24 protein-coding genes are annotated in these 26,186 nt (G+C 39.5%); 11 read left to right on the top strand and 13 right to left on the bottom strand.

What is annotated here, in order from left to right; all coding sequences use genetic code 11:
* Nucleotides 1-13 precede the first annotated feature (13 nt).
* On the top strand, nt 14-733 hold the full coding sequence (locus ACXVWP_RS03670; RefSeq protein ID WP_289901242.1) for a TerC family protein: 720 nt from the start codon (nt 14-16) through the stop codon (nt 731-733).
* A gap of 37 nt (nt 734-770) precedes the next feature.
* On the opposite strand, the gene ACXVWP_RS03675 is transcribed toward ACXVWP_RS03670, so the two are convergent.
* The 3 genes from ACXVWP_RS03675 to ACXVWP_RS03685 all read right to left on the bottom strand — a co-directional run bounded on the left by ACXVWP_RS03675 (nt 771) and on the right by ACXVWP_RS03685 (nt 4,441).
* A complete protein-coding gene (locus ACXVWP_RS03675; RefSeq protein WP_289901241.1) occupies nt 771-1,823 on the bottom strand; it encodes an ABC transporter ATP-binding protein in 1,053 nt (350 codons plus the stop codon).
* Nucleotides 1,824-1,835: 12 nt separating this feature from the next.
* Nucleotides 1,836-3,356, bottom strand: a complete 1,521-nt coding sequence (locus tag ACXVWP_RS03680) for an ABC transporter permease (RefSeq protein ID WP_289901240.1) — start codon at nt 3,354-3,356, stop codon at nt 1,836-1,838.
* An 86-nt stretch (nt 3,357-3,442) separates the two neighbouring features.
* Nucleotides 3,443-4,441 (bottom strand): iron ABC transporter substrate-binding protein, encoded by a 999-nt coding sequence (locus ACXVWP_RS03685; RefSeq protein ID WP_289901239.1) that lies wholly within the window; start codon nt 4,439-4,441, stop codon nt 3,443-3,445.
* A gap of 203 nt (nt 4,442-4,644) precedes the next feature.
* Between ACXVWP_RS03685 and gshAB the strand changes: the two genes are divergently transcribed.
* The 4 genes from gshAB to ACXVWP_RS03705 all read left to right on the top strand — a co-directional run bounded on the left by gshAB (nt 4,645) and on the right by ACXVWP_RS03705 (nt 9,375).
* Complete coding sequence (gshAB, locus tag ACXVWP_RS03690) at nt 4,645-6,918, top strand: bifunctional glutamate--cysteine ligase GshA/glutathione synthetase GshB (RefSeq protein WP_297568645.1); 2,274 nt, start codon at nt 4,645-4,647, stop codon at nt 6,916-6,918.
* A gap of 98 nt (nt 6,919-7,016) precedes the next feature.
* Nucleotides 7,017-8,105 carry a PhoH family protein gene (locus tag ACXVWP_RS03695; protein WP_297568648.1) on the top strand — a complete coding sequence of 363 codons (1,089 nt, stop codon included), beginning with the start codon at nt 7,017-7,019 and terminating at the stop codon, nt 8,103-8,105.
* 1 nt (nt 8,106) lies between these two features.
* On the top strand, nt 8,107-8,571 hold the full coding sequence (gene ybeY / locus ACXVWP_RS03700; protein ID WP_289901236.1) for an rRNA maturation RNase YbeY: 465 nt from the start codon (nt 8,107-8,109) through the stop codon (nt 8,569-8,571).
* An 18-nt stretch (nt 8,572-8,589) separates the two neighbouring features.
* Nucleotides 8,590-9,375 carry a Cof-type HAD-IIB family hydrolase gene (locus ACXVWP_RS03705; RefSeq protein WP_289901235.1) on the top strand — a complete coding sequence of 262 codons (786 nt, stop codon included), beginning with the start codon at nt 8,590-8,592 and terminating at the stop codon, nt 9,373-9,375.
* A gap of 36 nt (nt 9,376-9,411) precedes the next feature.
* On the opposite strand, the gene tpx is transcribed toward ACXVWP_RS03705, so the two are convergent.
* From tpx to serC, 3 genes are all read right to left on the bottom strand, one after another.
* Entirely contained in the window at nt 9,412-9,909 is a 498-nt protein-coding gene (gene tpx, locus ACXVWP_RS03710; RefSeq protein WP_289901234.1) for a thiol peroxidase, read from the bottom strand.
* Between the two features lie 8 nt (nt 9,910-9,917).
* Nucleotides 9,918-11,027, bottom strand: coding sequence for a histidinol-phosphate transaminase (gene hisC / locus ACXVWP_RS03715; RefSeq protein ID WP_289901233.1), 1,110 nt, complete (start codon nt 11,025-11,027; stop codon nt 9,918-9,920).
* Nucleotides 11,028-11,091: 64 nt separating this feature from the next.
* Entirely contained in the window at nt 11,092-12,174 is a 1,083-nt protein-coding gene (gene serC, locus ACXVWP_RS03720; RefSeq protein ID WP_289901232.1) for a 3-phosphoserine/phosphohydroxythreonine transaminase, read from the bottom strand.
* Between the two features lie 178 nt (nt 12,175-12,352).
* Between serC and ACXVWP_RS03725 the strand changes: the two genes are divergently transcribed.
* Nucleotides 12,353-12,703: a DUF496 family protein gene (locus tag ACXVWP_RS03725; RefSeq protein ID WP_289901231.1), complete on the top strand. Its 351-nt coding sequence runs from the start codon at nt 12,353-12,355 to the stop codon at nt 12,701-12,703.
* A 76-nt stretch (nt 12,704-12,779) separates the two neighbouring features.
* On the opposite strand, the gene ACXVWP_RS03730 is transcribed toward ACXVWP_RS03725, so the two are convergent.
* Both ACXVWP_RS03730 and rsmC read right to left on the bottom strand, forming a co-directional pair.
* On the bottom strand, nt 12,780-13,277 hold the full coding sequence (locus ACXVWP_RS03730; RefSeq protein ID WP_049355953.1) for a YbhB/YbcL family Raf kinase inhibitor-like protein: 498 nt from the start codon (nt 13,275-13,277) through the stop codon (nt 12,780-12,782).
* Nucleotides 13,278-13,287: 10 nt separating this feature from the next.
* The gene (gene rsmC / locus ACXVWP_RS03735; protein ID WP_289901230.1) at nt 13,288-14,280 is read right to left on the bottom strand and encodes a 16S rRNA (guanine(1207)-N(2))-methyltransferase RsmC; all 993 of its coding nucleotides are present in this window, start codon (nt 14,278-14,280) and stop codon (nt 13,288-13,290) included.
* An 87-nt stretch (nt 14,281-14,367) separates the two neighbouring features.
* Here rsmC and ACXVWP_RS03740 point away from each other — a divergent pair, with 87 nt between their 5' ends.
* The 3 genes from ACXVWP_RS03740 to rimI are packed head-to-tail and all read left to right on the top strand — an operon-like array spanning nt 14,368 to nt 15,815.
* Nucleotides 14,368-14,961, top strand: coding sequence for a hypothetical protein (locus tag ACXVWP_RS03740; RefSeq protein ID WP_289901229.1), 594 nt, complete (start codon nt 14,368-14,370; stop codon nt 14,959-14,961).
* A gap of 3 nt (nt 14,962-14,964) precedes the next feature.
* Nucleotides 14,965-15,369 carry a DNA polymerase III subunit psi gene (locus ACXVWP_RS03745; protein ID WP_289901228.1) on the top strand — a complete coding sequence of 135 codons (405 nt, stop codon included), beginning with the start codon at nt 14,965-14,967 and terminating at the stop codon, nt 15,367-15,369.
* 5 nt (nt 15,370-15,374) lie between these two features.
* Complete coding sequence (rimI, locus tag ACXVWP_RS03750; protein WP_289901382.1) at nt 15,375-15,815, top strand: ribosomal protein S18-alanine N-acetyltransferase; 441 nt, start codon at nt 15,375-15,377, stop codon at nt 15,813-15,815.
* 55 nt (nt 15,816-15,870) lie between these two features.
* Here the strand turns inward: rimI and fdhE are convergent, their stop codons facing one another.
* The 4 genes from fdhE to fdnG are packed head-to-tail and all read right to left on the bottom strand — an operon-like array spanning nt 15,871 to nt 21,568.
* Complete coding sequence (gene fdhE, locus ACXVWP_RS03755; RefSeq protein WP_289901227.1) at nt 15,871-16,779, bottom strand: formate dehydrogenase accessory protein FdhE; 909 nt, start codon at nt 16,777-16,779, stop codon at nt 15,871-15,873.
* 59 nt (nt 16,780-16,838) lie between these two features.
* A complete protein-coding gene (locus ACXVWP_RS03760; protein ID WP_297569517.1) occupies nt 16,839-17,555 on the bottom strand; it encodes a formate dehydrogenase subunit gamma in 717 nt (238 codons plus the stop codon).
* Nucleotides 17,548-18,483: a formate dehydrogenase subunit beta gene (gene fdxH, locus ACXVWP_RS03765; protein ID WP_297569519.1), complete on the bottom strand. Its 936-nt coding sequence runs from the start codon at nt 18,481-18,483 to the stop codon at nt 17,548-17,550. The genes ACXVWP_RS03760 and fdxH overlap by 8 nt, the downstream gene beginning before the upstream one ends.
* A 1-nt stretch (nt 18,484) precedes the next feature.
* On the bottom strand, nt 18,485-21,568 hold the full coding sequence (gene fdnG, locus ACXVWP_RS03770; protein WP_297569522.1) for a formate dehydrogenase-N subunit alpha: 3,084 nt from the start codon (nt 21,566-21,568) through the stop codon (nt 18,485-18,487).
* Between the two features lie 275 nt (nt 21,569-21,843).
* On the opposite strand from fdnG, the gene fdhD reads away from it, so the two are divergent.
* Nucleotides 21,844-22,653: a formate dehydrogenase accessory sulfurtransferase FdhD gene (gene fdhD, locus ACXVWP_RS03775; RefSeq protein ID WP_128787511.1), complete on the top strand. Its 810-nt coding sequence runs from the start codon at nt 21,844-21,846 to the stop codon at nt 22,651-22,653.
* A 66-nt stretch (nt 22,654-22,719) separates the two neighbouring features.
* On the opposite strand, the gene ACXVWP_RS03780 is transcribed toward fdhD, so the two are convergent.
* Nucleotides 22,720-23,766 carry an ABC transporter substrate-binding protein gene (locus ACXVWP_RS03780; protein ID WP_049355974.1) on the bottom strand — a complete coding sequence of 349 codons (1,047 nt, stop codon included), beginning with the start codon at nt 23,764-23,766 and terminating at the stop codon, nt 22,720-22,722.
* A 145-nt stretch (nt 23,767-23,911) separates the two neighbouring features.
* Between ACXVWP_RS03780 and uvrD the strand changes: the two genes are divergently transcribed.
* The gene (gene uvrD, locus ACXVWP_RS03785; protein ID WP_297569526.1) at nt 23,912-26,089 is read left to right on the top strand and encodes a DNA helicase II; all 2,178 of its coding nucleotides are present in this window, start codon (nt 23,912-23,914) and stop codon (nt 26,087-26,089) included.
* Nucleotides 26,090-26,186: the final 97 nt, after the last annotated feature.

The following is a 26,186-nucleotide window of genomic DNA, read 5'->3' on the forward strand; positions in this document are numbered from 1 at the left end:
ATAGGAACATATTATGTTTGAATGGCTTGTTGATCCTGAAGCATGGATTTCATTGCTTACTTTGACCGCACTTGAAATCGTCTTGGGTATCGATAACATTATTTTTATTAGTATTTTAGTGGGACGTTTACCGGCGAATCAACGCCAATCTGGTCGCATTATCGGTCTTGGATTAGCGATGATTACCCGTATTTTACTTCTTATTTCTCTTTCTTGGATGATGAAATTAACGGAACCGCTATTCACTTTAGTCGGTCAGGAAATTTCAGGTCGTGATTTGATTTTATTCCTCGGGGGCTTATTTCTGATTGTGAAAAGTACAGGTGAAATCAAAGAAGCGATGCATCCTGAATCACATCATGAAGAAGAGAATAATAAGAAGAAAGTCAGCTATTTAGGTGTGCTAATCCAAATTGCGATTTTAGATATCGTATTTTCTTTAGACTCTGTAATCACAGCTGTAGGGATGGCAAATCACCTTCCAGTGATGATATTGGCAATTATGATTGCAGTAGGTGTAATGATGTGTGCGGCCAAACCAATTGGTGATTTTGTTGATACCCATCCAACATTAAAGATTTTAGCCTTAGCCTTCTTAATTTTGGTTGGCGTAAGTTTAATGGCTGAAAGTTTGGATATTCATATTCCAAAAGGCTACATTTACTTTGCAATGGGCTTCTCAGCAGTAGTTGAAATGCTCAACATCAAAATGCGAAAATCACTTGGTCATTAAATCATATAAAAAGGCGGAACAATGTGTTCCGCCTTTTTTAGTCATTATAGAACACGCCTTTCCCATATAAATACAGCGTGACTTGTTCGCCAGTATGATATTCGTTAATGAGCTCTTCATTGATATTCAATTTATAACCGCTAACATCAATACAAATATTGATAGCTCGTCCTCTTGATTCAATCCGTTTAATCTCACCGTTAAAAGAAGCGCTCGGATCTTGGATTTTTTTCGCAAGAGAGAATTGCTCTGGGCGAAATAGAACTTTACCTTGCGTATGGCTATTTCCTTTATTTTCGATGGCAATTTCACCTAATTGACAGGTCGCGATGCCTTCGTTTTTTAATGTTGCAGGAAGAATAATGTTTTCCCCAATAAATTTAGCAATAGACAAATACTGAGGTGACCAATAGAGCGTTTTAGGTGTCGCAATCTGGAGAATTTTCCCTTCTTGAATCACTGCAATTTTATCCGCATGGCATAGCGCTTCATCACGATCATGGGTCACGAATACGGCAGCGGAACCACTTTCTCTTAATACTTGCAACATATCGTAACGAATTTGATTTCTTAGATGTTCATCTAATGCACTAAATGGCTCATCAAACAGGATTAACTCAGGGCTTGGTGCAAGAGCTCGAGCAAGTGCAACACGTTGCTGTTGACCACCAGAAAGCTGATGAGGGAAACGGTCAGCTAAACTGCTAATGCCCGTCAGTTTCATCACTTCCTGTATGCGTTGTTTTTCCTCTTCAGTTTTCCCTTTACCATCACCTAAGCCATAAGCAATATTGCGGTAAACATTTAAATGAGGGAATAATACGCCTTCTTGTACCACATAGCCTAATTTGCGTTGCTGAGTTGGCACATTCAGATTTTCTTTAAAAATAGGTTGATTCTTTAACCAAATCTCCCCACTTGTAGGTTGTTCAAAACCAGCAATGCTACGCAATAAGGTTGTCTTCCCACAACCAGATGCACCAAGAAGAAAGAGAATTTCACCTTTCTCTAATTGTAGCGAGATGTTATGTAGAACCTGGTGCCCATTAAAGGATTTATTTAAATTTTTAATATCGAGTAATATTGTCATTTTTATCTTTCGTTATTTAAAACCGTATCGTTTCAGTAAAAATACAGGAATCCCTGAAAATAGCACTAACATAATGGCATAAGGGGTAGCGGCCGCATATTGTGCATCGGACGTATATTCCCACACCGCAGTTGAAAGCGTTTTAATGTCATTTGGAGTCAGCAATAGGGTCGCGGTGAGTTCTTTCATTAAGTTTAAGAACACTAAAGCAAAGGCGGCTGCAATCCCTGGCAACATGGCTGGAATAACTAAGGTACGGAAAATATAAAAGTTGCTACGGCCTAAACTTTGTCCTACCTTTTCAATGTTGCTAGACATTTGTTCAAGTGAGCTACGCAAGGTCGTTTGTGCCATTGGAAGATAAAGCATAAAGTAGGCGACGATAACCATGGCAAAGGTTTGGTAAAGGGAATACGCATAGTTGATGGTAAAGAAAACTAACGATAATGCGATAACAAGCCCTGGCACAGCATGAAGTAGATAAGGGATTCGATCAAGCCAAATTGTTAATTTACTGCGATAGCGTACTGCGGCCCATACCAACGGCAAAGCACAAATAACGGTAAGTGCTGCACCAAGGATAGATATGGTCAATGAATTTGTGAAGGCGGTAAAAAATTCTCCAAAATCGACCGCACTTTTAATAGAGCTTCCTACTTTTAGCCAATAAATCAGCATAGTAATCGGTACACCAATACTGAGCATAAAAATGGTTGTAAAGAAGCCCACGATTAAAATTTGTTTTCCTACGGATAGCGTTTTCAACGGATAGGGACGTATTACACCTTTGCCGCTTTGATAGAGCGTTTGTGTGCCTCTAAAACGAATTTCACCCATTACAACAAGGATACAGATCACCATTAACACACCAGAAAGTAAGGCAGCGGTGTTGTTATTAAAGGCCATTTCATATTCTTGGAAAATAGCTGTGGTGAAGGTTTGATAATTTAAAATAGAAACTGCCCCAAACTCTACCAACATATGAAGCGCAATTAATAATATGCTGCTACCGATGGCGGGTTTGAGTTGTGGAAAAATCGCATGCCAAAATGTGTAAGCATAGCTTTTAGCCAATGAAAGGCTCACTTCTTCTAAAGAGCGGTCAAGTCTTTTTAAGGTAGCAGCGACGGGAAGATAGGCAAGCGGGAAAGAACTTAGCGTCATAATCCCAATCGTTCCCCAAAAGCCTTCCACTTTAAAAGTGAGACTGATCCAAGTAAAACAACTCACAAAAGCGGGGATACAAAGGGGGAGCGTCATGGCGACTTGGAAAAAGCCTTTTCCCCAGAAGCGATAACGTTCCAATAAAAAAGCACATGCCGTGCCGAGGATAATGGCAAAAAGCGTGACAAATACCATTAAAAGTAAGGTATTACTGAGCAATTCCCACATTCTTGGACGCCAAAGTAATTCAATGCTGCGAGCCAATCCGACATTTGCTGCTCGCTCAATAACATATAAAAAAGGGAGTAATAATGGCAAACTAATCAGCACGATTAAGGCAATAAGCCAGCGAGGTGGGCGATTAGACACAGAAAAATCCTTTAAAAAATATCAGAGTAGAGTAAATAGTAAAAGGGCGTGTATTACACGCCCTATATTGTATAGCAAATCAAAAATTATTTCAGGCCAGCTTCTTCAATAAGTTTGTTTGCATTGTTTTTGTCTTCAGAAGTCGTTGCTGAAACAACTGGTGCTTCTAATTTTGAGTAAGGTTCCATTTTGAATGGAGAAACTACGTCGGTACGAAGTGGGTATTCTGCACGTACGGAAACAAATGCTTCTTGTCCTTCTTTACTTGCTAAGAAATCGACAAATTTTTTCGCTTCTTCTTTATTTTTAGAGCCTTTTAATACAGCTGCCCCTGAATAAGTTACTAACGCACCAGGATCTTTATGACGAATAAAGTAAAGACGAGTTTTGAGGTTTTCAGCACCTTTTTCTTTTGCCATCGCATACCAGTAATAGTTATTAATTAACGCTGCGGGTACTTCACCATTTTCAACCGCTTGAAGAGCAACGCTGTTTTTCGCATAAAGTTTACCGTTTTCTTTTAAGCCTTTTAACCATTTAAGAGCGGCATCTTTACCTTTCAATTTGGTAATCGCAACCACTTGCTCTAAGAATGCGCCTGAAGTTGGAACGTAACCAATTTTATCTTTCCATTTTGGTGTTGCATAATCTAATACGGATTTTTCCATGTCTTTTTCAGATAATTTAGTGTGATCGTAAACCACAACACGAGAACGACCGCTTAATGCGACCCAGTCTTTTTTCGGTGCAACAGGCACGCCATTGTGTGCAGTTTGTTTAATAGTATCTGCAGAAAGCGGTTCTAATAAGCCTGCATCAGACAGGGCAGCGAAAGGTGCAGTTTGTTCAGAAAAGAATACGTCAGCAGGGGTTTTATCGCCCTCTTCTTTTAATTGACCTGCAAGTTGATCGCTTTTCGCACTGTTTAAGGTCACTTTAATGCCCGTTGCTTTTGTAAATGCATCAGCAACGGCTTGAGAACCTTCTTTGTGTTGGCCGTTGTAAACGGTAATATCTGCAGAAGCGAATCCTGCAAACGCCATTAAGCCAGTTAGTGCGGCAATTTGGAAGTGCTTAATTTTCATGAAAACTCCTTATGTTATTGGGCAAATCGCCCATTTTCTGAAAATAAAAGTTGCCCTATTCTAATCACTTAAAATAGATAATGCAAATAATTATCAGGTATTTTTTCTTATATCAAAATTTCATATCCCATTCCATTTTCTTCCTTTGTTCTATAGTGATTTTTTTACATAATGTGAAGTAGAAATATCTAATAAGGACGGCTATGAATATTCAGCAAATTATTAAGCAACATCATTTGGAACTCTTATTTCAACAAGGTTCTTTCGGCATAGAGAAGGAAAGTCAACGTGTACATGCTAATGGCTCAATTGTGACAACACCACATCCGAAAGCCTTTGGTAATCGTCGCTTTCATCCTTATATTCAAACGGATTTTGCGGAAAGCCAGTTGGAACTGGTGACTCCGCCTATGAAAAAATTAGAGGACACATTACGTTGGCTCTCGGCAATTCATGAAGTCACCTTGCGAACATTACCCGACAATGAATTTATTTTTCCTTTCAGTATGCCAGCCGGTTTACCGCCGGAAGATCAGATTAAGGTCGCTCAATTAGATAATTCAGAGGATGTGGCTTATCGTGAGCATTTAGTTCAATCTTATGGTAAATACAAGCAAATGGTCAGTGGTATTCATTATAATTTTCAGATTGAACCTAAGTTTATTGATGCCTTATTTTATGCGCAAAATGAAACACAAAGTGCGGTTGATTTTAGAAATGATTTTTACCTAAAAATAGCGAAGAACTTCTTACGCTATCAATGGATTCTGCTTTATCTGTTTTCTGCGACACCGACGGTAGAGGAAAAATATTTCAGAGGTAATTCCCCCCTTAAATTGCATCAATATGTGCGCAGTTTACGGTCAGGAAAATATGGTTATGTGAATGATCCGAAGATCCACGTCTCTTATGACAGTTTGCAAGACTATGTTGAGACGTTAGAACACTGGGTGAAATCAGGTGATCTGATTGCTGAAAAAGAGTTTTACTCGAGCGTACGTTTACGCGGTGCGAAAAAAGCGCGAGATTTACTCAAAAATGGAATTCAATATTTGGAATTCCGCTTGTTTGATCTCAATCCGTTTGCACCTTACGGAATAGAACTTAGTGATGCGAAATTCATTCATTATTTTATTTTATTAATGGCATGGCTTGATGATACCGCTGATCAAGAGGGTGTAAAATTAGGCAAAGCACGTCTTGCTGAAGTGGCATGGGAAGATCCAAAAAAGCAAAGTGTTTATGCGGTAGAAGGGGAATTAGTCCTCCTTGAAATGCTTAAAATGCTTGAGCAACTCAATGTAAGTGATGAGATTAAAACCATTGTTAAAGACAAATTAGGACAATTTGCTGATCCAAGCCAAACGCTTTGTGCAAAAGTTGTCTCGGCAATTGAACAGGTCGGCAGTTACCAACAATTAGGGGCTGATATCGCGCAATCCAATAAAGCAAAAGCCTTTGAATGTTTTTATGCATTAAGTGCGTTTGATAATATGGAACTGTCAACACAGGCGTTATTGTTTGATGCAATCCAAAAAGGATTAAACATTGAGATTTTGGATGAACGTGATCAATTTATTAGTCTTCAATTTGGCGAACATTTGGAGTATGTGAAAAATGGTAATATGACTTCTCATGATAGCTATATTTCTCCACTCATTATGGAAAATAAAGTAGTGACGAAGAAAGTGTTAGCAAAAGCAGGTTTTAACGTACCGCAAAGTATCGAATTTACCGATGTGAAAAGTGCGGTCGAAAATTTCCCACTTTTTGAGAATCGAGCCGTCGTGATTAAGCCAAAATCAACGAATTTTGGTTTAGGGATCAGCATTTTCCAACAGGGTGTAACGAATAGAGAAGATTTTACAAAAGCAGTAGAAATTGCTTTCCGTGAAGATAAAGAGATCATGGTTGAAGATTATCTACTTGGCACCGAATATCGTTTCTTTGTGTTGGGTGATCAAACGTTAGCTGTCTTATTACGCGTTCCTGCAAATGTAATTGGAGATGGTGTACACACCGTTGCTGAATTAGTTGCAGCTAAAAATGATCATCCTTTACGGGGCGATGGCAGTCGTACACCATTGAAAAAAATTGCATTGGGAGATATTGAGCAGTTGCAGCTTAAGGAGCAAGGATTAACCGTGAATTCTATTCCTGCAAAAGATCAACTTGTTCAATTACGTGCGAATTCTAATATTAGTACAGGCGGTGATTCTATTGATATGACGGATGAAATGCATGCCAGTTACAAAGAAATTGCGGTAGGGATTAGCAAGGCAATGGGGGCGGCAGTTTGTGGTGTAGATTTAATCATTCCTGATTTGAAACAGCCGGCAGAACCGAGTTTACGTTCGTGGGGTGTGATTGAGGCAAACTTTAATCCTATGATGATGATGCATATTTTCCCATTTAGTGGACAATCTCGACGATTGACAATGAATGTAATTAAGATGCTTTTCCCTGAATTGCCTTAATTTAGTTATCGGGCTTCATCAGTTGGTGAAGCCCGTTTTACATTCATCGTAATTAGGCTAAAATGGAAACAGTATTAACAATTCTAAAATGAAATTTAATGACAGCTTTTACCTTAGAACCTCAAGAAAATGATTGTCTGCAATCCCTTTGCGGTGCATTCGATGAAAATATCAAACTGATTGAGAAAGAATTTAACCTCAATATTTCCCGCAATAATTTTACTTTCACGGTGAAATCTAACGATGAAAGTCCGAAACCTCATTATGAGCAATTAATTGAGCGTGCGGTTAAATTAATCCAGGCATTATATGTAGAGACAGCACCAATTAAGGGGAAAGTGAAAGAACTTGATTTGGAAGATGTGCATATTGCCTTGCAAGAGAGCAGAATGTTATCGCAAGAAGGCAGTGAGTCATGCAGTGAAAATCACGTCTATAGCACCACAATTAAAACCAAGCGAGGTTTGATTAAACCGCGTGGTGAAAATCAAATTCAGTATTTACACAATATTCTTACGCACGATATTAGTTTTGGGATTGGACCCGCTGGAACGGGGAAAACCTTTTTAGCCGTAGCAGCGGCTGTTGAGGCATTAGAACGCCAAGAAATTCGTCGCATTTTGCTGACTCGTCCTGCGGTGGAAGCGGGCGAAAAATTAGGTTTCCTGCCTGGTGATTTAGGACAGAAAATTGAACCTTATTTACGACCACTTTATGATGCGTTATTTGAAATGCTTGGCTTTGAACGCGTACAAAAATTGATGGAGCGTAATGTGATTGAAATTGCGCCATTAGCTTATATGCGTGGGCGTACACTCAATGATAGCTTTATCATTCTAGATGAAAGCCAAAATACGACGGTCGAACAAATGAAAATGTTTTTAACCCGTATTGGGTTTAATTCCAAAGCCGTGATTACAGGGGATGTAACCCAAATCGATTTACCGCGCAGCACAAAATCGGGTTTACGCCACGCCATGGAAGTGTTAAGCAAAGTGTCTGAATTAAGTTTTAACTACTTTGAAAGTAAAGATATTGTACGACATCCTGTGGTGGCAAAAGTGGTACAAGCTTACGAAGAATGGGAAGCTCAAGATGAAATTCGTCGCCAAGGAATCGCAGCGCAGCGTCGAGCTGAACGTGAGCAAAAAGTGCGGTCAGAAAATGAAACGAATTTAGGAGAATAATATGGGCAATATGATTATCGATTTACAACTGGCCTGTGAAAATACAGAAGGTTTGCCATCAGAAGCGCAAATTCTGCAATGGGCAACCACCGCAGTGCAACCAGAAAGTGATAATGTCGAAATGACGGTACGTATTGTGGATGAAGCAGAAAGCCATGACTTGAATTTGACTTATCGTGGAAAAGATCGTCCAACCAATGTATTGTCTTTCCCTTTTGAATGTCCTGATGAAGTGGAATTACCGCTGTTGGGCGATTTGGTGATTTGTCGCCAGGTAGTGGAGCGTGAAGCTATCGAGCAAGAAAAGCCTTTAATGGAGCATTGGGCGCACATGATAGTGCATGGTAGCTTACATTTACTTGGTTATGATCATATTGAAGATGATGAAGCTGAAGAAATGGAAAGTTTAGAAACTGAAATTATGCAGAGTTTAGGCTTTGCCGATCCTTACCTTTCCGAAAAATAATGACGATTTGGAGCAATTATGTATAAAGCCGTATTCAGCGATTTTGATGGTACTTTATTAACGTCGGATCATCGAATTTCGCCTAAAACCTTAGATGCAATTCAACGCATTACAAAACAAGGTATTCCATTTATACCAATCTCTGCTCGTTCGCCGCTTGGTATTTGGCCTTATGCAAAACTCATTGAAAATTACAACATCATTGTGGCATTTAGTGGCGCCTTGATTTTAGATAAAAAAGCTACACCTATTTATTCGGTACAAATTGATTCCGCTGATATCCAAGCCATTAATCAAGTATTAGCAGATCATCCTGCGTTGGGTGTCAATTATTATACTTATGATGATTGCGTCGCTCGCGATTTGGATAATAAATGGGTGATTTATGAGCGTAGCGTAACAGGCATTCAGATTGATCCTTATGATGAAAGTGCGGTCTATTCTCCACATAAAATTCAAATCATTGGTGAAACAGATGAAGTGATTGCTATTGAGCAAATCTTGAAAGAGAAATTCCCACATTTAAGTATTTGCCGTTCTCATGCGAATTTCCTTGAAGTGATGCATAAATCGGCGACAAAAGGTAATGCAGTACGTTTTCTCGAAGATTACTTTCATGTGAAGATGGAAGAATGTGTCGCTTTCGGTGATAACTTTAACGATTTAGATATGCTAGAAAGCGTGGGATTAGGCGTGGCAATGGGCAATGCACCGGATGAGATTAAACGGGCCGCCAATCGTGTCACCGCTTCGCATAATGATGATGGGATTGCATTGATATTGAATGAAATCTTTCCTGAATAAATAAAAGGCGCTTTTTATGAAAAAGCGCCTTATTCATTATAGTGCGGCTAGCGCAGCTTCATAATTTGGCTCATCTTTAATTTCAGACACCAATTCACTATATAACACGTTATTGTTTTCATCTAAGACAATCACTGAACGAGCAGTTAAACCTGCGATTGGACCTGTTGTGATGTTTACCCCTAAGTTTTCATGGACTTCTTTATGACGGAAAGTAGAAAGCGTTTCTACGTTCCCAATACCTTCTGCACCGCAGAATCGTGTTTGTGCAAAAGGTAAATCAGCTGAAATGCAAAGTACCACAGCATTTTTTAAATTAGCTGCTTGTTGATTGAATTTGCGAACCGAAGTTGCACATACACCTGTATCAATACTTGGAAAAATATTTAAAACTTTGCGTTTTCCTGCATAAGTATCAAGCGTGACGTCAGCGAGTTCTTTATTGGTGAGTGTAAGTGCGGTCACTTTCTCTCCTTTTTGGGGAAAGTTGCCGCTTACTTCAATGGGATTACCCATCATTGTTACTTGGGTCATAAAAGCTCCTATTTTTTATTGCTTAAATTAAGCACTTTTTTAAGTGCAGTAAAAAATTTGTCATTTTCTTGTGGCAAGCCAATGCTGATACGTAAGTGATTTGGCATGCCATAACCTACAATCGGGCGAACAATAATGCCTTCGTGCAATAATGTATCATAAATTGGTTTGGCAGGTTGTTTAAAATTAATGGTAATAAAGTTACCTTTAGACGGAATAAAGTCTAAACCATATTGCTGACAGAAGGCTTCATAACGTTTCATTTCTTGGCGATTATTCTCAGCTACTTTTTCAATAAAAGTATCATCGTTCATCACCGCAACCGCACTGGTTAAAGCTAGACTATTACAGTTAAACGGTTGACGAACACGGTTTAATAAATCTGCAATTTCAGAATTAGAGACTGCGTAGCCAATACGTAACCCCGCCAATCCATAAGCTTTTGATAGAGAACGAGAAACGATAAGGTTCGGGTATTTTTCCAGTAATGCAAAAGAATTAACGCGTTCGCTTGGATGAGTAAATTCAGTATAAGCTTCATCTAGTACCACAATCACATTTTCAGGTACTTTGGCCAAGAAAGCATCTAATTCTGCTTCCGTTAAGAAATTCCCCGTTGGATTGTTTGGATTGGCAATAAAAATCAGCTTGGTTTTATCTGAAAGTGCGGTCAAAAATCCGTCCAAATCATGTCCCCAGTCTTTAGCTGGAATTTCTTTAGCAATGGCGTTAATGGCTTTGGTCACTAAAGGGTAAACAATAAAAGCATATTGGGAATAAATCACTTCATCGTGTTCACCCGCAAAGGTGTGGGCAAAGAGCTCTAATAAATCGTTAGAACCATTGCCAAGGGTGATTTGGTTTGGTTGCACACCAAATTTTTTCGCAATAGCTGCTTTAAGTTCAAAACCATTCGCATCAGGGTAGCGAGTTAAATGATCAAGTTGGGCTTGAATGGCTTTTTTCGCACATTCAGGAAACCCAAAAGGGTTTTCATTCGAGGCAAGTTTAACGATACTTGTAATACCTAATTCGCGTTCAAGTTCTTCGAGCGGTTTTCCTGCTTGGTAAGGCGACAGAGATTTTACGCCTTGATTGGCGACGTTGATATATTGCATATGCTTTCCTTATAAAAACGAGCGGGCCTTTCAGCCCGCACGTTGAGTTTAATGAATCAGATAATTAGCTATTTTCAGCTTCAAATTTTTTCATGAATTCAATAAGCGCTTGCACGCCTTCTAATGGCATCGCGTTATAGATAGAGGCGCGCATACCACCTAGCACTTTGTGACCTTTTAAAGCTTGAAGACCGGCAGCTGTAGATTCTGCGACAAATTTAGCATCAAGCTCTGGATTACCTGTTACGAATGTCACATTCATGGTTGAACGGTTTTCTTTAGCCACTACGTTACGATAGAGTTTGCTACTATCAATGTAGTCATAAAGGGTTTGTGCTTTCACTGCGTTACGTTTTGCAATTTCTTTTAAGCCGCCGATTGCTTGAATATGTTTAAAGACCAATGAACAGAGATACCAAGCAAATGTTGGTGGGGTATTGATCATAGAATCCGCATCACGCTGCGTGGCATAATTCCAAATTGATGGGGTAGCTTGGCGAGCATGACCAATCAAATCATCGCGAATAATCACAAGCGTAATTCCTGCCGGACCAAGATTTTTTTGCGCACCCGCATAAATGACACCAAATTTGCTAATATCAATTTCACGAGAAAGAATATTAGATGACATATCTGCCACGAGAATAGCATCACCCACATTTGGTACATCAAAAATTTCCACACCACTGATGGTTTCATTTGGACAATAGTGAACGTAATCGTATTGTTCAGCGATTTCGCTGAAATCAAGATTGGTGATGTGTGTGTGCTCACCATTTTCCACAATGGTAATTTCATCAATTTCAGCAAAATTACGTGCTTCTTTCGCTGCAGTTGCAGACCAGTGACCGCTATTTAAGTAAAGTGCTTTGCCTTTCTCACCAATTAGGTTCATTGGTAATGCCGCGAATTGACCACGAGCCCCACCTTGTAGGAATAACACACGATAGTTATCTGGAATGTGATATACCTCACGTAGATCTTTTTCTGCTTGAGCAATCAATTCCATAAAGTATTTGCCACGGTGACTGACTTCCATTACCGATACACCTTGACCAAGCCAGTTGGTTAACTCAGCTTGTGCTTTTTGTAGTACCTCAGGAAAAATCATGGCTGGACCCGCGCTAAAATTAAAGACTTTTGACATTGTGTTTCCTTATTTTATTGAAATGTATTTTTCTTTTTTACCACTACCAAATAGGATAATCAACTAAATCACAGTGTTTTTTGATCTAACCCATCAATTTTACGTTAAGCTTTTGACGGACAGAAAAAAAAACGATACATTACGTTGAGTTTGTTTTTTAATTTTTAGAGAGTTAATCATGGGAAATGTAAATAAATCCTTCCAAGAAGTATTAGAGTATGTGCGTTTATATCGTTTAAAAAATAAACTTAAACGCGACATAGAAGACAACAACCGCAAAATTCGTGATAACCAAAAACGTGTCTTATTGTTAGATAACTTAAATCAATATATCCATGATGATATGAGCATTGAAGATGTTCGTGCGATTATCGAAAATATGCGTGATGACTATGAAGGCCGTGTTGATGACTATAATATTCGTAATGCGGATCTTTCTACTCAACGTCGAGAAGTGAGCGCGAAAATGAAAGAGCAGAAAAAAGCGCATGCGAAATTAGTAAAAGATACAAATAAAATTACATTATAAAATCCTAAAAGAAATGACCGCACTTTATCGAAGTGCGGTCATTTTTTATGGCATTTTTAGGATGATCTATAAATGATTAAACATCATAGGTGCCTATTACTACAGCTTGATCTAAAATATGCCCTTGCATCGCAAAATGTAGATCATTAAAACGGAATCCTGGTTTGAGGTTTAGTTTAGTATCGAGCGCATACACAATAAGTTCGTAACGATGTAAACAGTTTGGTGGTGCCATACCGCCATAGAATGAGGCTTCTTCAATATCAAATTGACCTAATTTACTCGCCCAAGTGTTTGCACCTTGCACATAATCTGTTGCGGTTTGGCTTTCATTTTCTTGAATAACTGTACGTTCAAGATCTGCAATAAGCCAATGAATCCACACAAAGCCACTCGCCGTAATTGCGTCTTTATCTTCTAAGACAACTGCAAAGGATTTAGTGCCTTGAGGTGCATCATGAATTTCAAACGGGATAGAGTAGGTTGGCATACCATTTGGGCTAAATTGTGTGCCGCGTTTACCATATTTATCTTCAAAGGCACCATTTTGAATGGCTGAACTGGTTACAAACATTGTTTTCTCCTTAATTTCTCACGGAATACACTTTAAATTTGGTGGTTTGAGCAAGGACTTCAAATTTCCCGAAATGTTGTGCTAATAAATCGGGATAGGGAAGAAATGCATTAGCAACGATACGCAGTTCTCCACCTGCCGTCAAATGCCATTTAGCCTGTTGAATAAGTTCTTTCACCGCACGATAAGCAGTGTCGATTCCATCGTGGAAAGGCGGGTTTGAAATAATCAGATTAAATTTCCCTTCAATATGGGAAAAAATATCGCTTGCGATAACCTGACCTTCAAGCTGATTTTCAGCAAGCGTTTGACGAGCAGATTGAATTGCCATTGCATGAATATCAGTCATTGTAACATCCGCTTTAGGATGATGTTTTTTGATCATGGAACCAATGACACCCGCCCCACAACCAATATCTAACACTTTGCCTTGAATTGGTGACGTTAAGGTAGAAAGTAGAAGTGACGTGCCACTATCAAGTTCATTAGCACTGAATACACCTGGCAAACTGAAAATACGGAGATCACCTAACGCATCATTTTGGTAGCATTTCCAATAAGATTGAAGATCAAAGTGCGGTTGTTTTTGTAAGGAAAAATGGTATAAACCGCAACGACGCGCTGAGTCGATTTTGCCAATTTCACCATAAGGTTCAAGCAATTTTTCAGCTGAACGGACGCCACAACGATTTTCACCGATAATCAACACTTCTTGACCAATTTTACTTTTGGCGAGTAGTTGCATCAGCTGAAAATTCACTTCTTGTTTATTCTTCGTCCAATAATAAATAATCAAATCAGATTGCGGCTGAAATTCAACCTCAAAATTGACCGCACTTTGGGTTTTGGCATAATCAAAATACCAACTCCAAACCTGCACAGATTGGCAATGTTTTTGCAATATTTGAGGAAAATCATCATTAATGCCGCCGGCAAGAAGAATTGATTTACCGCTAAAAAGGGGAAGATGGCGTTGTAAAACTTCGCTTTCGAGAGAAATCACGCTTTAAATCCTGTGGTTTATTGGTTAAAATTACGTGTTATTCTAACAAAAGAAAACGATTTAAACGTATTTATTAAGGAATTATTTATGAAAAAAATCATCACCGCAGTCGCAATGGCAAGTTTATTGTCTGGCTGTCAATTAATCGAACAACTTCAAGGTAGCAAACAAAAAACTTCAACCTTACCAACAACAAGCTCAAAAGTTGAATTACCTGCTGCACAAGCGCAAAGCTTAGATGCGCAGTTTGAGCGCATTAAAAAAGGTAACCAAGAAGTGACATTCAACGGCGAGAAATTCTATAAACAAACGAAAGCCTTTGATAAATCAGAAGATCCGCGTTTCTTAAGTGGAGCGGCGAATGTAGATCGTAGCAATCGTAAATTCATTATGAGCGAAACCTATTATTTAAAAGATGTTTCTCATGTTCCTGCATTAACGACAAAATATCTTGATGCAAACAAAAAAGTATGTGAGTTAAAAACAATTGGTAACGCTTCAGATGTTTACTATGCTTGTGATGGTAAAGATTTCCAACGTTTTATCGCCGTGATTTATCAAGCGAAAAACATTCTTTCTTTCCGTAGTTTAAGAGCGTATCAAGAAAAACCAACCGAAGCGCAAGAAAAAGCGATTGTTAAAGGTTTAAGAGATTATCCGTTAGATACTATCGCTCGTTAATCTATGGATAGACGCAATCTTCTTTTAAATGAAATGGGGATAACCCGTTGGCAGCTCTATCGCCCCGAAGTATTGCAAGGGGCGGTTGGTGTGAGAGTGTCTGAACAAGTGAAATTTATTGTGGTGACTAATGATAATCTCTCGAGTTCACCGCTTTTTGCAGATATTCGACTTGCGCTAGAGCTCAAAAAAGAAGATTGCCTTTGCTTGAGTTTTGATCAAATTCAACATATCACATTACAGCATTCGGTGCGGTATTGGTTATTGGCTGAAAATACTGATGAAATCGACCGCACTTTGCCTTATTGCTTAAACGCAGAGCGTGTTTATCGCTCTGTTGATTGGCAACAATTCCAACAAGATAGCCAAGCTAAGCGTGAGCTTTGGCAACAAATCCAACAAATTTAATCATTATGCCTTCTCTTTTTCCTATTGAAGAATGCGATATGGATCGCTTATATGAAATTGAACAAGCTGCACATTTAGTGCCTTGGTCCTTGGGAACATTGAAAAATAATGTCGGCGAGCGTTATTTCAATTTGAAATTAGTGGAGAAAGAGCGAGTGCTTGGTTTTGCTATTTGCCAAATGGTATTAGATGAAGCCACATTATTTAATATTGCGATTGACCCCGCTCAACAAGGAAAGGGCTACGGTTCGTTTTTATTGCAAGGTTTAATGGATAAACTTAAAGAGAAAGGCATTCAAACGCTTTGGCTTGAAGTACGTGAATCGAATCCTGCTCGTTTTCTTTATGAAAAGTTAGGGTTTAATGAGGTTGATATTCGTAAGAATTATTATCCCAAACCAGATGGTGGACGAGAAAATGCTGTCGTGATGGCATGTTATCTCTAGAATGCAAAAGTGCGGTCAATGTTGACCGCACTTTGTTTATCTGAAAAATAAGACGTTACACTTCTTCTGCAGGGAAGACAAATGGATTTAATCCACTGCGAGCAAAGCCTTTTTCTTCCATTTCAATATCTAAGAAAATTGATGCTAAATCATCCGCTACCGCTTCAACATTCGGATCTTTTTCTTGGAACATGATTTTTAAATAGCTTTGGCAATCGCCACAGGTTTCAGCACGAACAAGAGCAAGCTCTTCATTTAATGACCACATTTCAAGATTTTTGTGTTCATTGCAGTTTGTGCATTGTGCGCGCACTAAATTCCATTCACTTTCACAGAGATTGCAGTGCAAATAGCGTAAACCTTGTGAAGTACCGATATGAACAACACTTGACACAGGTGCAGAACCACAAACAGGGCAGTAATGTAGGTTATCTGTGCCTTCTTGGCGGCTGTTATGCGGAATTTGTTGAGCCAATTGTAACCAATAAAGAGAAAGTGCCGCCCAGATAAAGACAGCTTTATCGGTGCTCACCAAATTAAATTCTTGGCTTAAAAGATGGCTAGCCATCTCTTCAAGCTCTTTCTCTGAGGCTTTTTCAAGATTTTCAATGGTAGCAAGAACCTGTTCATTTGCTTTGGGTTTAATGTTATGTAAAATTTCTTTGAGATATTCAATCCAAATGCTTGAGCGTTTAAACGTTTTAGTATTTAACGGTTCAAGTTCATCTAAATTATCGAAATGCTGTTTTTCTAATGGATTTTTTTCAAATACGCTTAATTGGCTTTCCACAACATCTGCAGCAAAGAGTAAATAATCAGCCAATGGATGATCTTTTGCTAATTCTCTTAAACGTTTTGCACGACGTTGATAAAGATTTTTAGGGTTAGCAAATAGCACAGGCGGAATATCGTATGAATTCGTTTTTTGTTTGATTTCGTCTGCAGATAAGATTTTGATACTCATAATAGTCTCTTAAGTATTGATAAGAAAAAGTGCGGTCATTTTAACCGCACTTTTTGATTTTAGCCATTGATACCTTTGAACAATGCCTTGGTTTTTACTTTTTTACCTTCAGCTTCGTTTTTAAGATCTTCTTCTAGCTTAGGAAGTACTTCGTCGTTATACCATTTAGGGTGGTGTTTTTTCGCCCAGCGAACGGTTACCCAACCTTCCACGATACCACGAATGGAGCCTTTCACCCAGAATGCCATGTACATGTGTACCAAGATACCGGTGAACAACATGAATGCACTTAGTGAGTGAAGTAAAATCGCAAAACGCAACACTGGGATAGAGAAGTAGAGTGAGAAATATTGACGCCACATAATGATGCCTGTTACAAGCAAGGTAACCATCGCCAAGTTCAATGTCCAGAATAACATTTTTTGACCAAGGTTATACTTACCGTTATAAGCAACAGCGTGTTCATTTCCTTTCAATACTTCAAGCATGCCTTTTAACCAGCGGATATCGTTTTTCTCTGGAATATTGTGATCCCAGTAAAGATAGCCAAGGAAAATAAAGGCTACGAACATAATGATACCGGTGAACGGGTGAATTGCTCGCGCTAGTTGCGGAGTACCTAAAATCTCAGTTAACCACGCAAAATCTGGGAAGAAGAAAGCCACACCAGTGAACATCGTCATAAAGAAGCAGATTACGAGTAGCCAGTGGCTAAAACGAGCAGGCGTTCTATGACGAATGATTCGAGTATCATTGCTAATCTCAATCTTACTCATCTTTGCCCCCTTTTCTATCTTCTTCTTCAAATTCGTGGTGATGATCTTCCACATCTTCTTCTACGTTTGGACCTACAGTTAAGTAGTGGCCAATTTCAGCAAGTGCTAAACCACCCATTGCCACAGCTGCTACCGGTTTCAAGATATCTTTCCACACAGTGACAGAGAGGTCAATTTGTGGATCTTTAGGAAGACCGGAATAAAGCTCAGGTTTATCAGCATGGTGTAATACATACATTACGTGTGTACCGCCCACGCCTTCAGGGTCGTAGATACCTGCGTTTTCGTAACCACGTGATTTTAAGTCAGCAACACGTTGTTCTGCGTAGAGTTTCATTTCTTCTTTAGAACCAAAACGAATTGCACCAGTTGGACATGTTTTCACGCAAGCCGGTTCTTGGCCTACAGAAACACGATCCACACAAAGGGTACATTTGTACACGCGGTTGTCGTCTGGGTTCATACGTGGAATGTTGAACGGACAACCTGCAATACAGTAACCACAACCGATACATTTATCAGATTGGAAATCCACGATACCGTTCGCATATTGGATGATTGCACCTGGTGCAGGACAAGCTTTTAAACAGCCTGGTTCTGAACAGTGCATACAACCATCTTTACGGATTAACCATTCTAAACGATCATTTTCTTCTACTTCGTTAAAGCGCATTACCGTCCACGCTTTTGCATTGAGATCTACAGGGTTATCGTAGATCCCCACACATTTTGCATTGACGTCAGAGCGGATATCATTCCATTCTGAACAGCCCACCTGACAGGCTTTACAACCGATACAGGTGGATACGTCGATTAATTTTGCTACTTCAACTTTATGATCTCGCGCTTGAGGTGCCGGCGTAAAGCCAGACGTAGCGGAGACCTTGATAATGTCTTGCGATTGAACGCCTTGACCATTTCCTGCCATATTATGCCTCCGCCTTCTCGATATTTACCAAGAATGTTTTATATTCTGGTGTTTGTGTAACCGATTCACCCCAGGATGGTGTTAAGGTATTAGTGGAGAAACCACGGTTACCTTTACCATTTAAGGCTTTCATATTCCAGTGAATTGGAAGACCCACATGGTGTACAGTACGTCCGTCGATTTCTAAATCTTTCAAACGTTTCGTTACGACAGCAACAGCTTTAATATAGCCACGGCGAGAAGTAATTTTCACCATATCACCTTTTTGGATGCCTTTTTCTGCCGCTAATTTTTCACCGATTTCCACGAATTGTTGTGGTTGAGCGATGATATTTAACGCAGATTGAGCTGTCCAACTGTGGAAGTGCTCGGTCAAACGATAGGTCGTTGCCACATACGGGAAGTCTTTGTTTGAGCCGATAAATTCGCGGTCTTCTTTATAGATACGAATTGTCGGATCAGAGACTACTTTTGGATGCAGTGGGTTAGTATCAATTGGGCTTTCAATTGGTTCATAGTGCTCAGGCACTGGACCATTTGCAATTTTATCTACTGCAAATAAACGGCCTACACCTTCTGCAGACATAATGAATGGACCCGCATCAGAACCTGGTGGTTGTGTACCATAGTCAGCCACATCATGCCAGTTCCAGTTTTTACCGTTCCATTTGATTAATTGACGGTGTTTATCCCAAGGATTACCGTTAATATCAAGTGAAGCACGGCTATAAAGGACACGGCGGTTTGCTGGCCATGCGAAGCCCCAACCTAATGTACAACCTAAACCTGAAGGGTCAGAATTGTCACGGTTTGCCATTTGGTTACCTTTTTCAGTCCATTGGCCTACGTATATCCAGTTACCTGCAGAGGTTGTACCATCATCACGTAAGTGAGCGAATCCGTTAAGTAATTGACCTTTCTTATAAACCACATTACCGTTTGCATCTAAAAGATCTTCAAGGGCATAACCATTTAATTCTTTTGCTAACTCTGTGGAGCTTGGTGCATGCGGTTGTGCATAGTTCCAAGTCATCGCTTCGAAAGATTCAATACCACGACCACTTTCTTTTTGATAAAGATGGTGCATTTCTTCACGAATCATAGAAAGAATTTCAACATCTGGTAGTGCTTCACCTGGTTGGTCACAGCCTTTCCAGTGCCATTGTGCCCAACGACCAGAGTTGGCAATAGAGCCATCTTCTTCTGCGAAACAAGTAGTTGGTAAACGGAATACTTCAGTTTGAATATCTGCTGGGTTTACATCGTTTGATTCCCCAAAGTTTTTCCAGAATTCAGAAGATTCAGTTTGAAGCGGATCCATTACGATTAAGAATTTCAATTTACTCATACCTGCAACAGTTTTGTTTTTGTTCGGTAATGAGTTTAATACGTTGAAACCTTGTAAAATCCAACCGTTCAATTTGCCATCATTCATTAACTTAACATGAGTGATAGGATCGTATAAACGATCTGCTTTTGGTAAGAAATCGAAACCCCAACCATTCTCTTTGGTTGCTTTATCGCCATAGAACGTTTTCATCATACTGACGAAGAATTTCGATGTATGACGATAGTAGTTTGTTTGGTTTGGTACGATATCTTTTGGCGTAATCGCATTAATGTATTGCTCGTAAGACGTATCTTTGTCATTCGGTAAACGCATATAACCCGGTAAAGACATCGGCAATAAGCCCATATCTGTTGTACCTTGTACGTTTGAGTGTCCACGCAATGCATTAATACCACCGCCTGGCATACCCATGTTACCTAAGAGTAATTGGATCATTGCCATTGAGCGGATGTTTTGTGTACCAATTGTATGCTCGGTAAAGCCTAACGCATATAAGTGCGTCATGGTTTTATTCGGTGCAGAGGTTTTACCAATTTCTTCACAGATTTGTAAGAAGGTTTTTTGTTTGACGCCTGTGATACGTTCAACCATTTCTGGGGTATAGCGAGAAACATGATCTTTCAAGATATTAATCACACAACGTGGATTTTGTAAAGTCATATCACGTTTAGCAAAACCATTCTCATCAAATTGATAATTCCATTTTGATTTATCGTAAGCACGTTTTTCTTCATCAAAACCTACGAATAAACCATCTTCAAATTTGAAGCCTTCATCAACTAAGAATGAAGCATTGGTATAGTGTTTAACGTATTCGTGTTGAATTTGATTCGTTTCCAATAAATAATGGATCACACCCATTAAGAATGCGATATCAGAACCGGAACGAATTGGCGCATGAAGGTCAGCTACAGATGCTGTACGGTTAAAGCGAGGGTCAACTACGATGATTTTTGCACCGTTTTTCTTCGCTTCGATCGCCCAACGGAAGCCAACAGGGTGAGCTTCAGCAGGGTTACCACCTTGAACAATAATAAGATTGGCGTTTTTGATGTCAACCCAGTTGTTTGTCATGGCACCGCGACCAAATGATGGAGCAAGACTTGCTACCGTTGGTCCGTGTCAAGTATTCGCTTGGTTACACATCGGCACCATGCCCAACATCCGCACCCATTTATGAGTAAGAAGTGCGGCCTCGTTGCTCATGGCGGAGGCGGTCATAATACCTGTAGATGTCCAACGGTTAACGGTTTTGCCACTTGCATCTTTTTCAACAAAGTTAGCATCACGGTCATCTTTAAGTAAACGAGAAACGCGTTTGATTGCTTCTTCCCAAGAAAGACGAACCCATTTGTCAGAACCCGGTGCGCGGTATTCAGGGTATAATGCACGGCTTTCACTATTAACATAGTCCAACGCGCCAGCACCTTTAGGACATAATGCCCCACGGCTTACCGGATGGTCTGGGTCACCTTCAAGGTGGAATAATTTAGAACGGGTATTGGTGCCTGTATGGCTACTTAAGGAATCGTAAGGTTTACCTGTGCTATATAACAACATACCACAGCTTACAGCACAATATGTACAGGTGTTACGAGATTCAAATGCTCGTAATAGTTTATATTCGCGTGGCGCTGCCAAAACCGATGAAGGGGCAAACCCCAACATTGCCGCAGACGTCCCCGCCATACCACCTGCACAGATCTTAAAGAACTTACGTCTAGAGACCTGCATAATCACTCCTTCATAACGGCGAACCGTTAAGATATTTTGATAGTATAAATTCGTATAGATAATTTATTTGATTTTGTTAAAATAACGTATCAGCCATTAAATCGGTTATAACAATGACCAATTTAAACGGAGATAATTTTAACTATTTTTTAACCGAAAAGCTATAATCAATCCTTGTTATAATGGCTTAAAAAATTGAGCTAGATCACAAAATGAACGTTATTTGTTAAGAAAACGTAACATTTTTGATGAGGCCATTTTATTGGAATAACATCATGCACTGGGTAATTCAAAAAACGATCAGTTTCTTTAAAAAAACATCAGAAAATCAGACCGCACTTTGTTGCGAAAAACAAGATAATTTAGCTGCTGAAGTCCCCGTTTCACTTGTTTATAATGGTATTGCACATACCGTCATGATGTGCTCTCCGCAAGATTTAGAGGATTTTGCTTTAGGTTTTTCACTCGCAGAAGGTATTATTGAGAACAAAGCAGACATTTATGGTATTGATGTGGTGGAAGTATGCAATGGCATTGAAGTGCAAATTGAATTATCTAGCCGTCAATTTGTGGCATTAAAAGATCATCGTCGTACTTTAACGGGAAGAACAGGATGTGGTATTTGCGGCACAGAACAAATCTCACAAGTCTATAAAAAATTGCCGAAATTAGACCATACTTTCCAGTTTAATTTAAATTTATTAGATGGCTGTTTAGAACAATTACAAGCTAATCAAGCACTCGGAAAAGAAACGGGAGCAACGCATGCAGCCGCCTTTTTTGATTTATCTGGTCATTTACTGGCGATTCGAGAGGATGTCGGGCGGCATGTAGCGCTAGATAAATTAATCGGTTGGCATGCTAAACAGAACCAACCTCAGGGATTCATCCTTGTTTCAAGTCGAGCCAGTTATGAAATGGTGCAAAAATCGGTGGCTTGTGGTATCGAATTACTTGTCGCGATTTCTGCCGCAACAGATCTTGCTGTCAATATGGCCGAACAACACAATCTCTCCCTTATCGGCTTTGCTCGCCCTGGAAAAGCGAATATCTATGCAGGGAAAGAGCGGTTGGTTTTAGTTTAGTTTCATATGTTGAAAACAAGTGCGGTCAAAATATCATAATTTTTGATCGCACTTTGTGTATTTCTGTTATTCTTTTGGCGATTTACCCTCTAAGAGTACTTCAGCAACCCAACGTTGGGTAAGGCGTTTGCCTTCTTGATCTGTACCAAATTTCATAAAATCAATATCCACCAATTTTAATTTGCTAGCTGGTAAGAAACCAGGTGCAGGTTCTGCATGGATATTGGTTGGAAGTTGATAAGAGTCTGATTCTTTCCACGGAATTTCTTGTGCTTCTTTGCTTAGCACGAAATCCATAAACAGTTTGGCATTATCAAGGTTTCTCGATCCTTTAATGATGCTTGCCCCGCCTAAAGAATAGCCTACGCCTTCGCATGGTAAAATGCCTTCAACTGGCGCACCATTTTTCTTCTCACGCGGGTAAACCAGCATAAAACCTAAATCAATCGCCACGGTACCGTTAGCCAAATAATTGCTTGCTAGGCCTGTTTTGGTATGTTGCATGAGATTGGGTTCTAGTTTTTTCAGATAATCAAAGGCTTTTTCTTCTCCCCATAATGTGGAAAAAGTACTGATAAGTGAGTAACCCGTGCCGGAAACACGTGGATCCGGATATTGAATTTGCCCTTGATATTCAGGTTTTAGTAGATCTGCATAACATTTTGGTGCAGGAATATTCAATTCTTTTAATTTTTTAGTATTGACCCCAATGCCAAGTTCCATTAAGTAAATTGCAGAGGTGAAATTGCCGCGTTGCTCCATTAAAGATTTAAACTGCGGCATGATGTCTTTTTGTAATGGGGAGCGATAGGATTCAAGTAAGCCTAATTCTGCAGCTTGAAGATGGGGTTCAATTGTGCCACCAAACCAGAAGTCAGCTTGTGGGTTTTCTTTTTCAGCTTTAATTTTGCCTAATACGACGCCTGTACTATTACGTACAAATTGTGTATCTACATTGTATTTTTTACTAAAGGCTTGCGTGACTTTTTCGCATACAACGTTTTGTACGCTGCAATAAACAGTGAGTTTTCCTTCAGCCTGTGCGTGAGAAGTGTACGCGAGGGCGGTTAGGGCTGAAAGTGCGGTTAATTTTAGCGTTGTTTTAATTGACATTGTGTCTCCTTTAACTTCGTCAATGTTTAGTAATTATTTGATATTGCTAATATAAAGGGGCGGAGTAAATTTGTAAATATTAGGTTGTTTAAAAATATAATTCCCACTATAATCCCTGTAAATTTAACCAGATTAAAATAGAGCAATGGATATTTCAGAATTACTTGATGGCTTGAATGATAAACAACGTGAAGCAGTGGCTGCACCGCTTGACAATTACCTTGTGCTTGCAGGTGCAGGAAGTGGTAAAACTCGCGTCTTGACTCATCGTATTGCTTGGTTGATTGCTGTAGAAAATATTTCTGAAGGCAGCATTATGGCAGTTACTTTTACGAATAAAGCCGCTGCTGAAATGCGCCATCGTATTCAAGATACCTTATCCAAACATGCTCAATCGAATCTATTTGGTATGTGGATTGGCACATTCCATAGCATTGCCCATCGATTATTACGCGCTCACCATTTAGATGTAAACTTGCCACAAGATTTCCAGATTTTGGATTCTGAAGACCAACTTCGTTTAGTAAAACGCTTGATGAAATTGCACAATTATGATGATAAAGCATTTCCACCGAAACAAGCGTGCTGGTATATCAATAATAAAAAAGATGAAGGTTTAAGACCGCAAGATATTAATGATTTTGGTGATCGCCAGGAAAAAGAGTGGATTAAGATTTATCAAATTTATCAAGATACTTGTGATCGTGCGGGCTTGGTGGATTTTGCTGAATTGTTAATTCGTGCGTATGAATTATTTGCTAAAAAGCCTGTGATTTTGCAACGCTATCAGCAACGTTTTCAGCATATTTTGGTGGATGAGTTTCAAGATACCAATAAAATCCAATATGCCTGGATCAAAATTCTTGCTGGTAATACGAGCAAAGTGATGATTGTGGGCGATGATGACCAATCCATTTATGGTTGGCGTGGTGCACAGATCGAAAATATTCAAAAATTCCTAAAAGATTTCAACGCTGAAACTATTCGTTTGGAGCAAAACTATCGTTCTACCGGCAATATTCTAAAAAGTGCCAACCAACTTATTTCGAATAATAGTGATCGCCTCGGTAAGAATTTATGGACCGACGGTGAAATGGGTGAGCCAGTGGGTATTTATGCGGCATTTAATGAGTTAGATGAGGCGAAATTTGTGGCTTCTCAAATCCAAAATTGGGTAGATGAAGGTGGGAAATTAGATGATTGTGCTGTTTTATATCGTAGTAATAGCCAATCTCGTGTCATTGAAGAAGCGTTGATTCGTTGTCAAATTCCTTATCGTATTTACGGTGGGATGCGATTCTTCGAGCGCCAAGAAATTAAAGATGCATTGGCATATTTACGTTTAATTAATAATCGTCAAGATGATGCCGCGTTTGAACGTGTGATTAATACGCCTACACGCGGTATTGGTGATCGTACTTTAGATGTGTTACGAAATTTAACCCGTGAACGTCAAATTACCTTATGGCAAGCTGTGCAAGTGGCCACACAAGAAAATATGCTAACGGGACGTGCTTCAACCGCCTTGTTACGCTTCCAAGAGTTGATTAATTCTTTACAGGTGGATACAGCCGAGATGCCACTGTTTGCAAAGACTGATTTCGTGATTAAACATTCTGGTTTATACGATATGTATAAACAAGAAAAAGGCGAGAAAGGTGAAGTGCGTATTGAAAACTTAGAAGAATTGGTGACGGCAACCCGAGAATTTATCAAACCTGATGAAGCAGAGGATATGACCGAACTTACCGCCTTTTTAACTCATGCTTCTTTAGAAGCGGGAGAAGAGCAGGCTTCGCCGCATCAATCTTGTGTAGAAATGATGACCTTACACTCTGCAAAAGGCTTGGAGTTCCCGCGCGTATTTATGGTGGGGGTAGAAGAGGGGGTATTCCCAAGTTTCCGTTCATTTGAAGAGCCTGGTCGTTTGGAGGAGGAACGTCGTCTTGCTTATGTGGGCATTACTCGAGCTAAGCAAAAACTCACCATTTGTTATGCTGAAAGTCGTCGTGTTTACACGAAAGAAGAACGCCATTTGCCTTCACGATTTATCACAGAATTGCCACCAGAGTGTATTCAAGAAATCCGTTTGCGAGGAACGGTGACTCGAGTATTAAACCAAGCGAAAGTAGGGAGTTTAAGCATGAGTTTGCCAGAAAATGAATGGAAAATGGGGCAAAAAGTGAAACATGAAAAGTTTGGTTTTGGCACTGTCATAAACGTTGAAGGCTCAGATAATAACACTCGTTTACAAATTGCTTTCCAAGCTCAAGGCATTAAGTGGCTGATTGCGCATTTGGCAAAATTAGAAAAAGTGCGGTAGAATCGGGAGGATTTTATTGCAACGAGTATGAATATTAGTGTTCATATTCAATATGCCAGTGCGAAAACGTTCGCAGAAACGACCGCACTTTTATCAT

Source organism: Haemophilus sp. SZY H56 (genome assembly GCF_054332415.1).

Excerpts from the sequence above, each read along its gene's own strand:
- hisC (WP_289901233.1), bottom strand. The coding sequence starts at position 11,027 with ATGCAATATATCAACGTCGCCAATCAAGGCGTAAAATCTCTGTCGCCT.
- ACXVWP_RS03725 (WP_289901231.1), top strand. The coding sequence starts at position 12,353 with ATGGGAAATGTAAATAAATCCTTCCAAGAAGTATTAGAGTATGTGCGT.
- ACXVWP_RS03760 (WP_297569517.1), bottom strand. The coding sequence starts at position 17,555 with ATGAGTAAGATTGAGATTAGCAATGATACTCGAATCATTCGTCATAGA.
- ACXVWP_RS03730 (WP_049355953.1), bottom strand. The coding sequence starts at position 13,277 with ATGTTTGTAACCAGTTCAGCCATTCAAAATGGTGCCTTTGAAGATAAA.
- serC (WP_289901232.1), bottom strand. The coding sequence starts at position 12,174 with ATGTCAAAAGTCTTTAATTTTAGCGCGGGTCCAGCCATGATTTTTCCT.
- ACXVWP_RS03675 (WP_289901241.1), bottom strand. The coding sequence starts at position 1,823 with ATGACAATATTACTCGATATTAAAAATTTAAATAAATCCTTTAATGGG.
- ACXVWP_RS03705 (WP_289901235.1), top strand. The coding sequence starts at position 8,590 with ATGTATAAAGCCGTATTCAGCGATTTTGATGGTACTTTATTAACGTCG.
- tpx (WP_289901234.1), bottom strand. The coding sequence starts at position 9,909 with ATGACCCAAGTAACAATGATGGGTAATCCCATTGAAGTAAGCGGCAAC.
- uvrD (WP_297569526.1), top strand. The coding sequence starts at position 23,912 with ATGGATATTTCAGAATTACTTGATGGCTTGAATGATAAACAACGTGAA.
- rimI (WP_289901382.1), top strand. The coding sequence starts at position 15,375 with ATGCCTTCTCTTTTTCCTATTGAAGAATGCGATATGGATCGCTTATAT.
- fdxH (WP_297569519.1), bottom strand. The coding sequence starts at position 18,483 with ATGGCAGGAAATGGTCAAGGCGTTCAATCGCAAGACATTATCAAGGTC.
- ybeY (WP_289901236.1), top strand. The coding sequence starts at position 8,107 with ATGGGCAATATGATTATCGATTTACAACTGGCCTGTGAAAATACAGAA.
- ACXVWP_RS03780 (WP_049355974.1), bottom strand. The coding sequence starts at position 23,766 with ATGTCAATTAAAACAACGCTAAAATTAACCGCACTTTCAGCCCTAACC.
- ACXVWP_RS03740 (WP_289901229.1), top strand. The coding sequence starts at position 14,368 with ATGAAAAAAATCATCACCGCAGTCGCAATGGCAAGTTTATTGTCTGGC.
- ACXVWP_RS03670 (WP_289901242.1), top strand. The coding sequence starts at position 14 with ATGTTTGAATGGCTTGTTGATCCTGAAGCATGGATTTCATTGCTTACT.
- ACXVWP_RS03695 (WP_297568648.1), top strand. The coding sequence starts at position 7,017 with ATGACAGCTTTTACCTTAGAACCTCAAGAAAATGATTGTCTGCAATCC.
- fdhD (WP_128787511.1), top strand. The coding sequence starts at position 21,844 with ATGCACTGGGTAATTCAAAAAACGATCAGTTTCTTTAAAAAAACATCA.
- ACXVWP_RS03745 (WP_289901228.1), top strand. The coding sequence starts at position 14,965 with ATGGATAGACGCAATCTTCTTTTAAATGAAATGGGGATAACCCGTTGG.
- gshAB (WP_297568645.1), top strand. The coding sequence starts at position 4,645 with ATGAATATTCAGCAAATTATTAAGCAACATCATTTGGAACTCTTATTT.
- ACXVWP_RS03685 (WP_289901239.1), bottom strand. The coding sequence starts at position 4,441 with ATGAAAATTAAGCACTTCCAAATTGCCGCACTAACTGGCTTAATGGCG.
- fdhE (WP_289901227.1), bottom strand. The coding sequence starts at position 16,779 with ATGAGTATCAAAATCTTATCTGCAGACGAAATCAAACAAAAAACGAAT.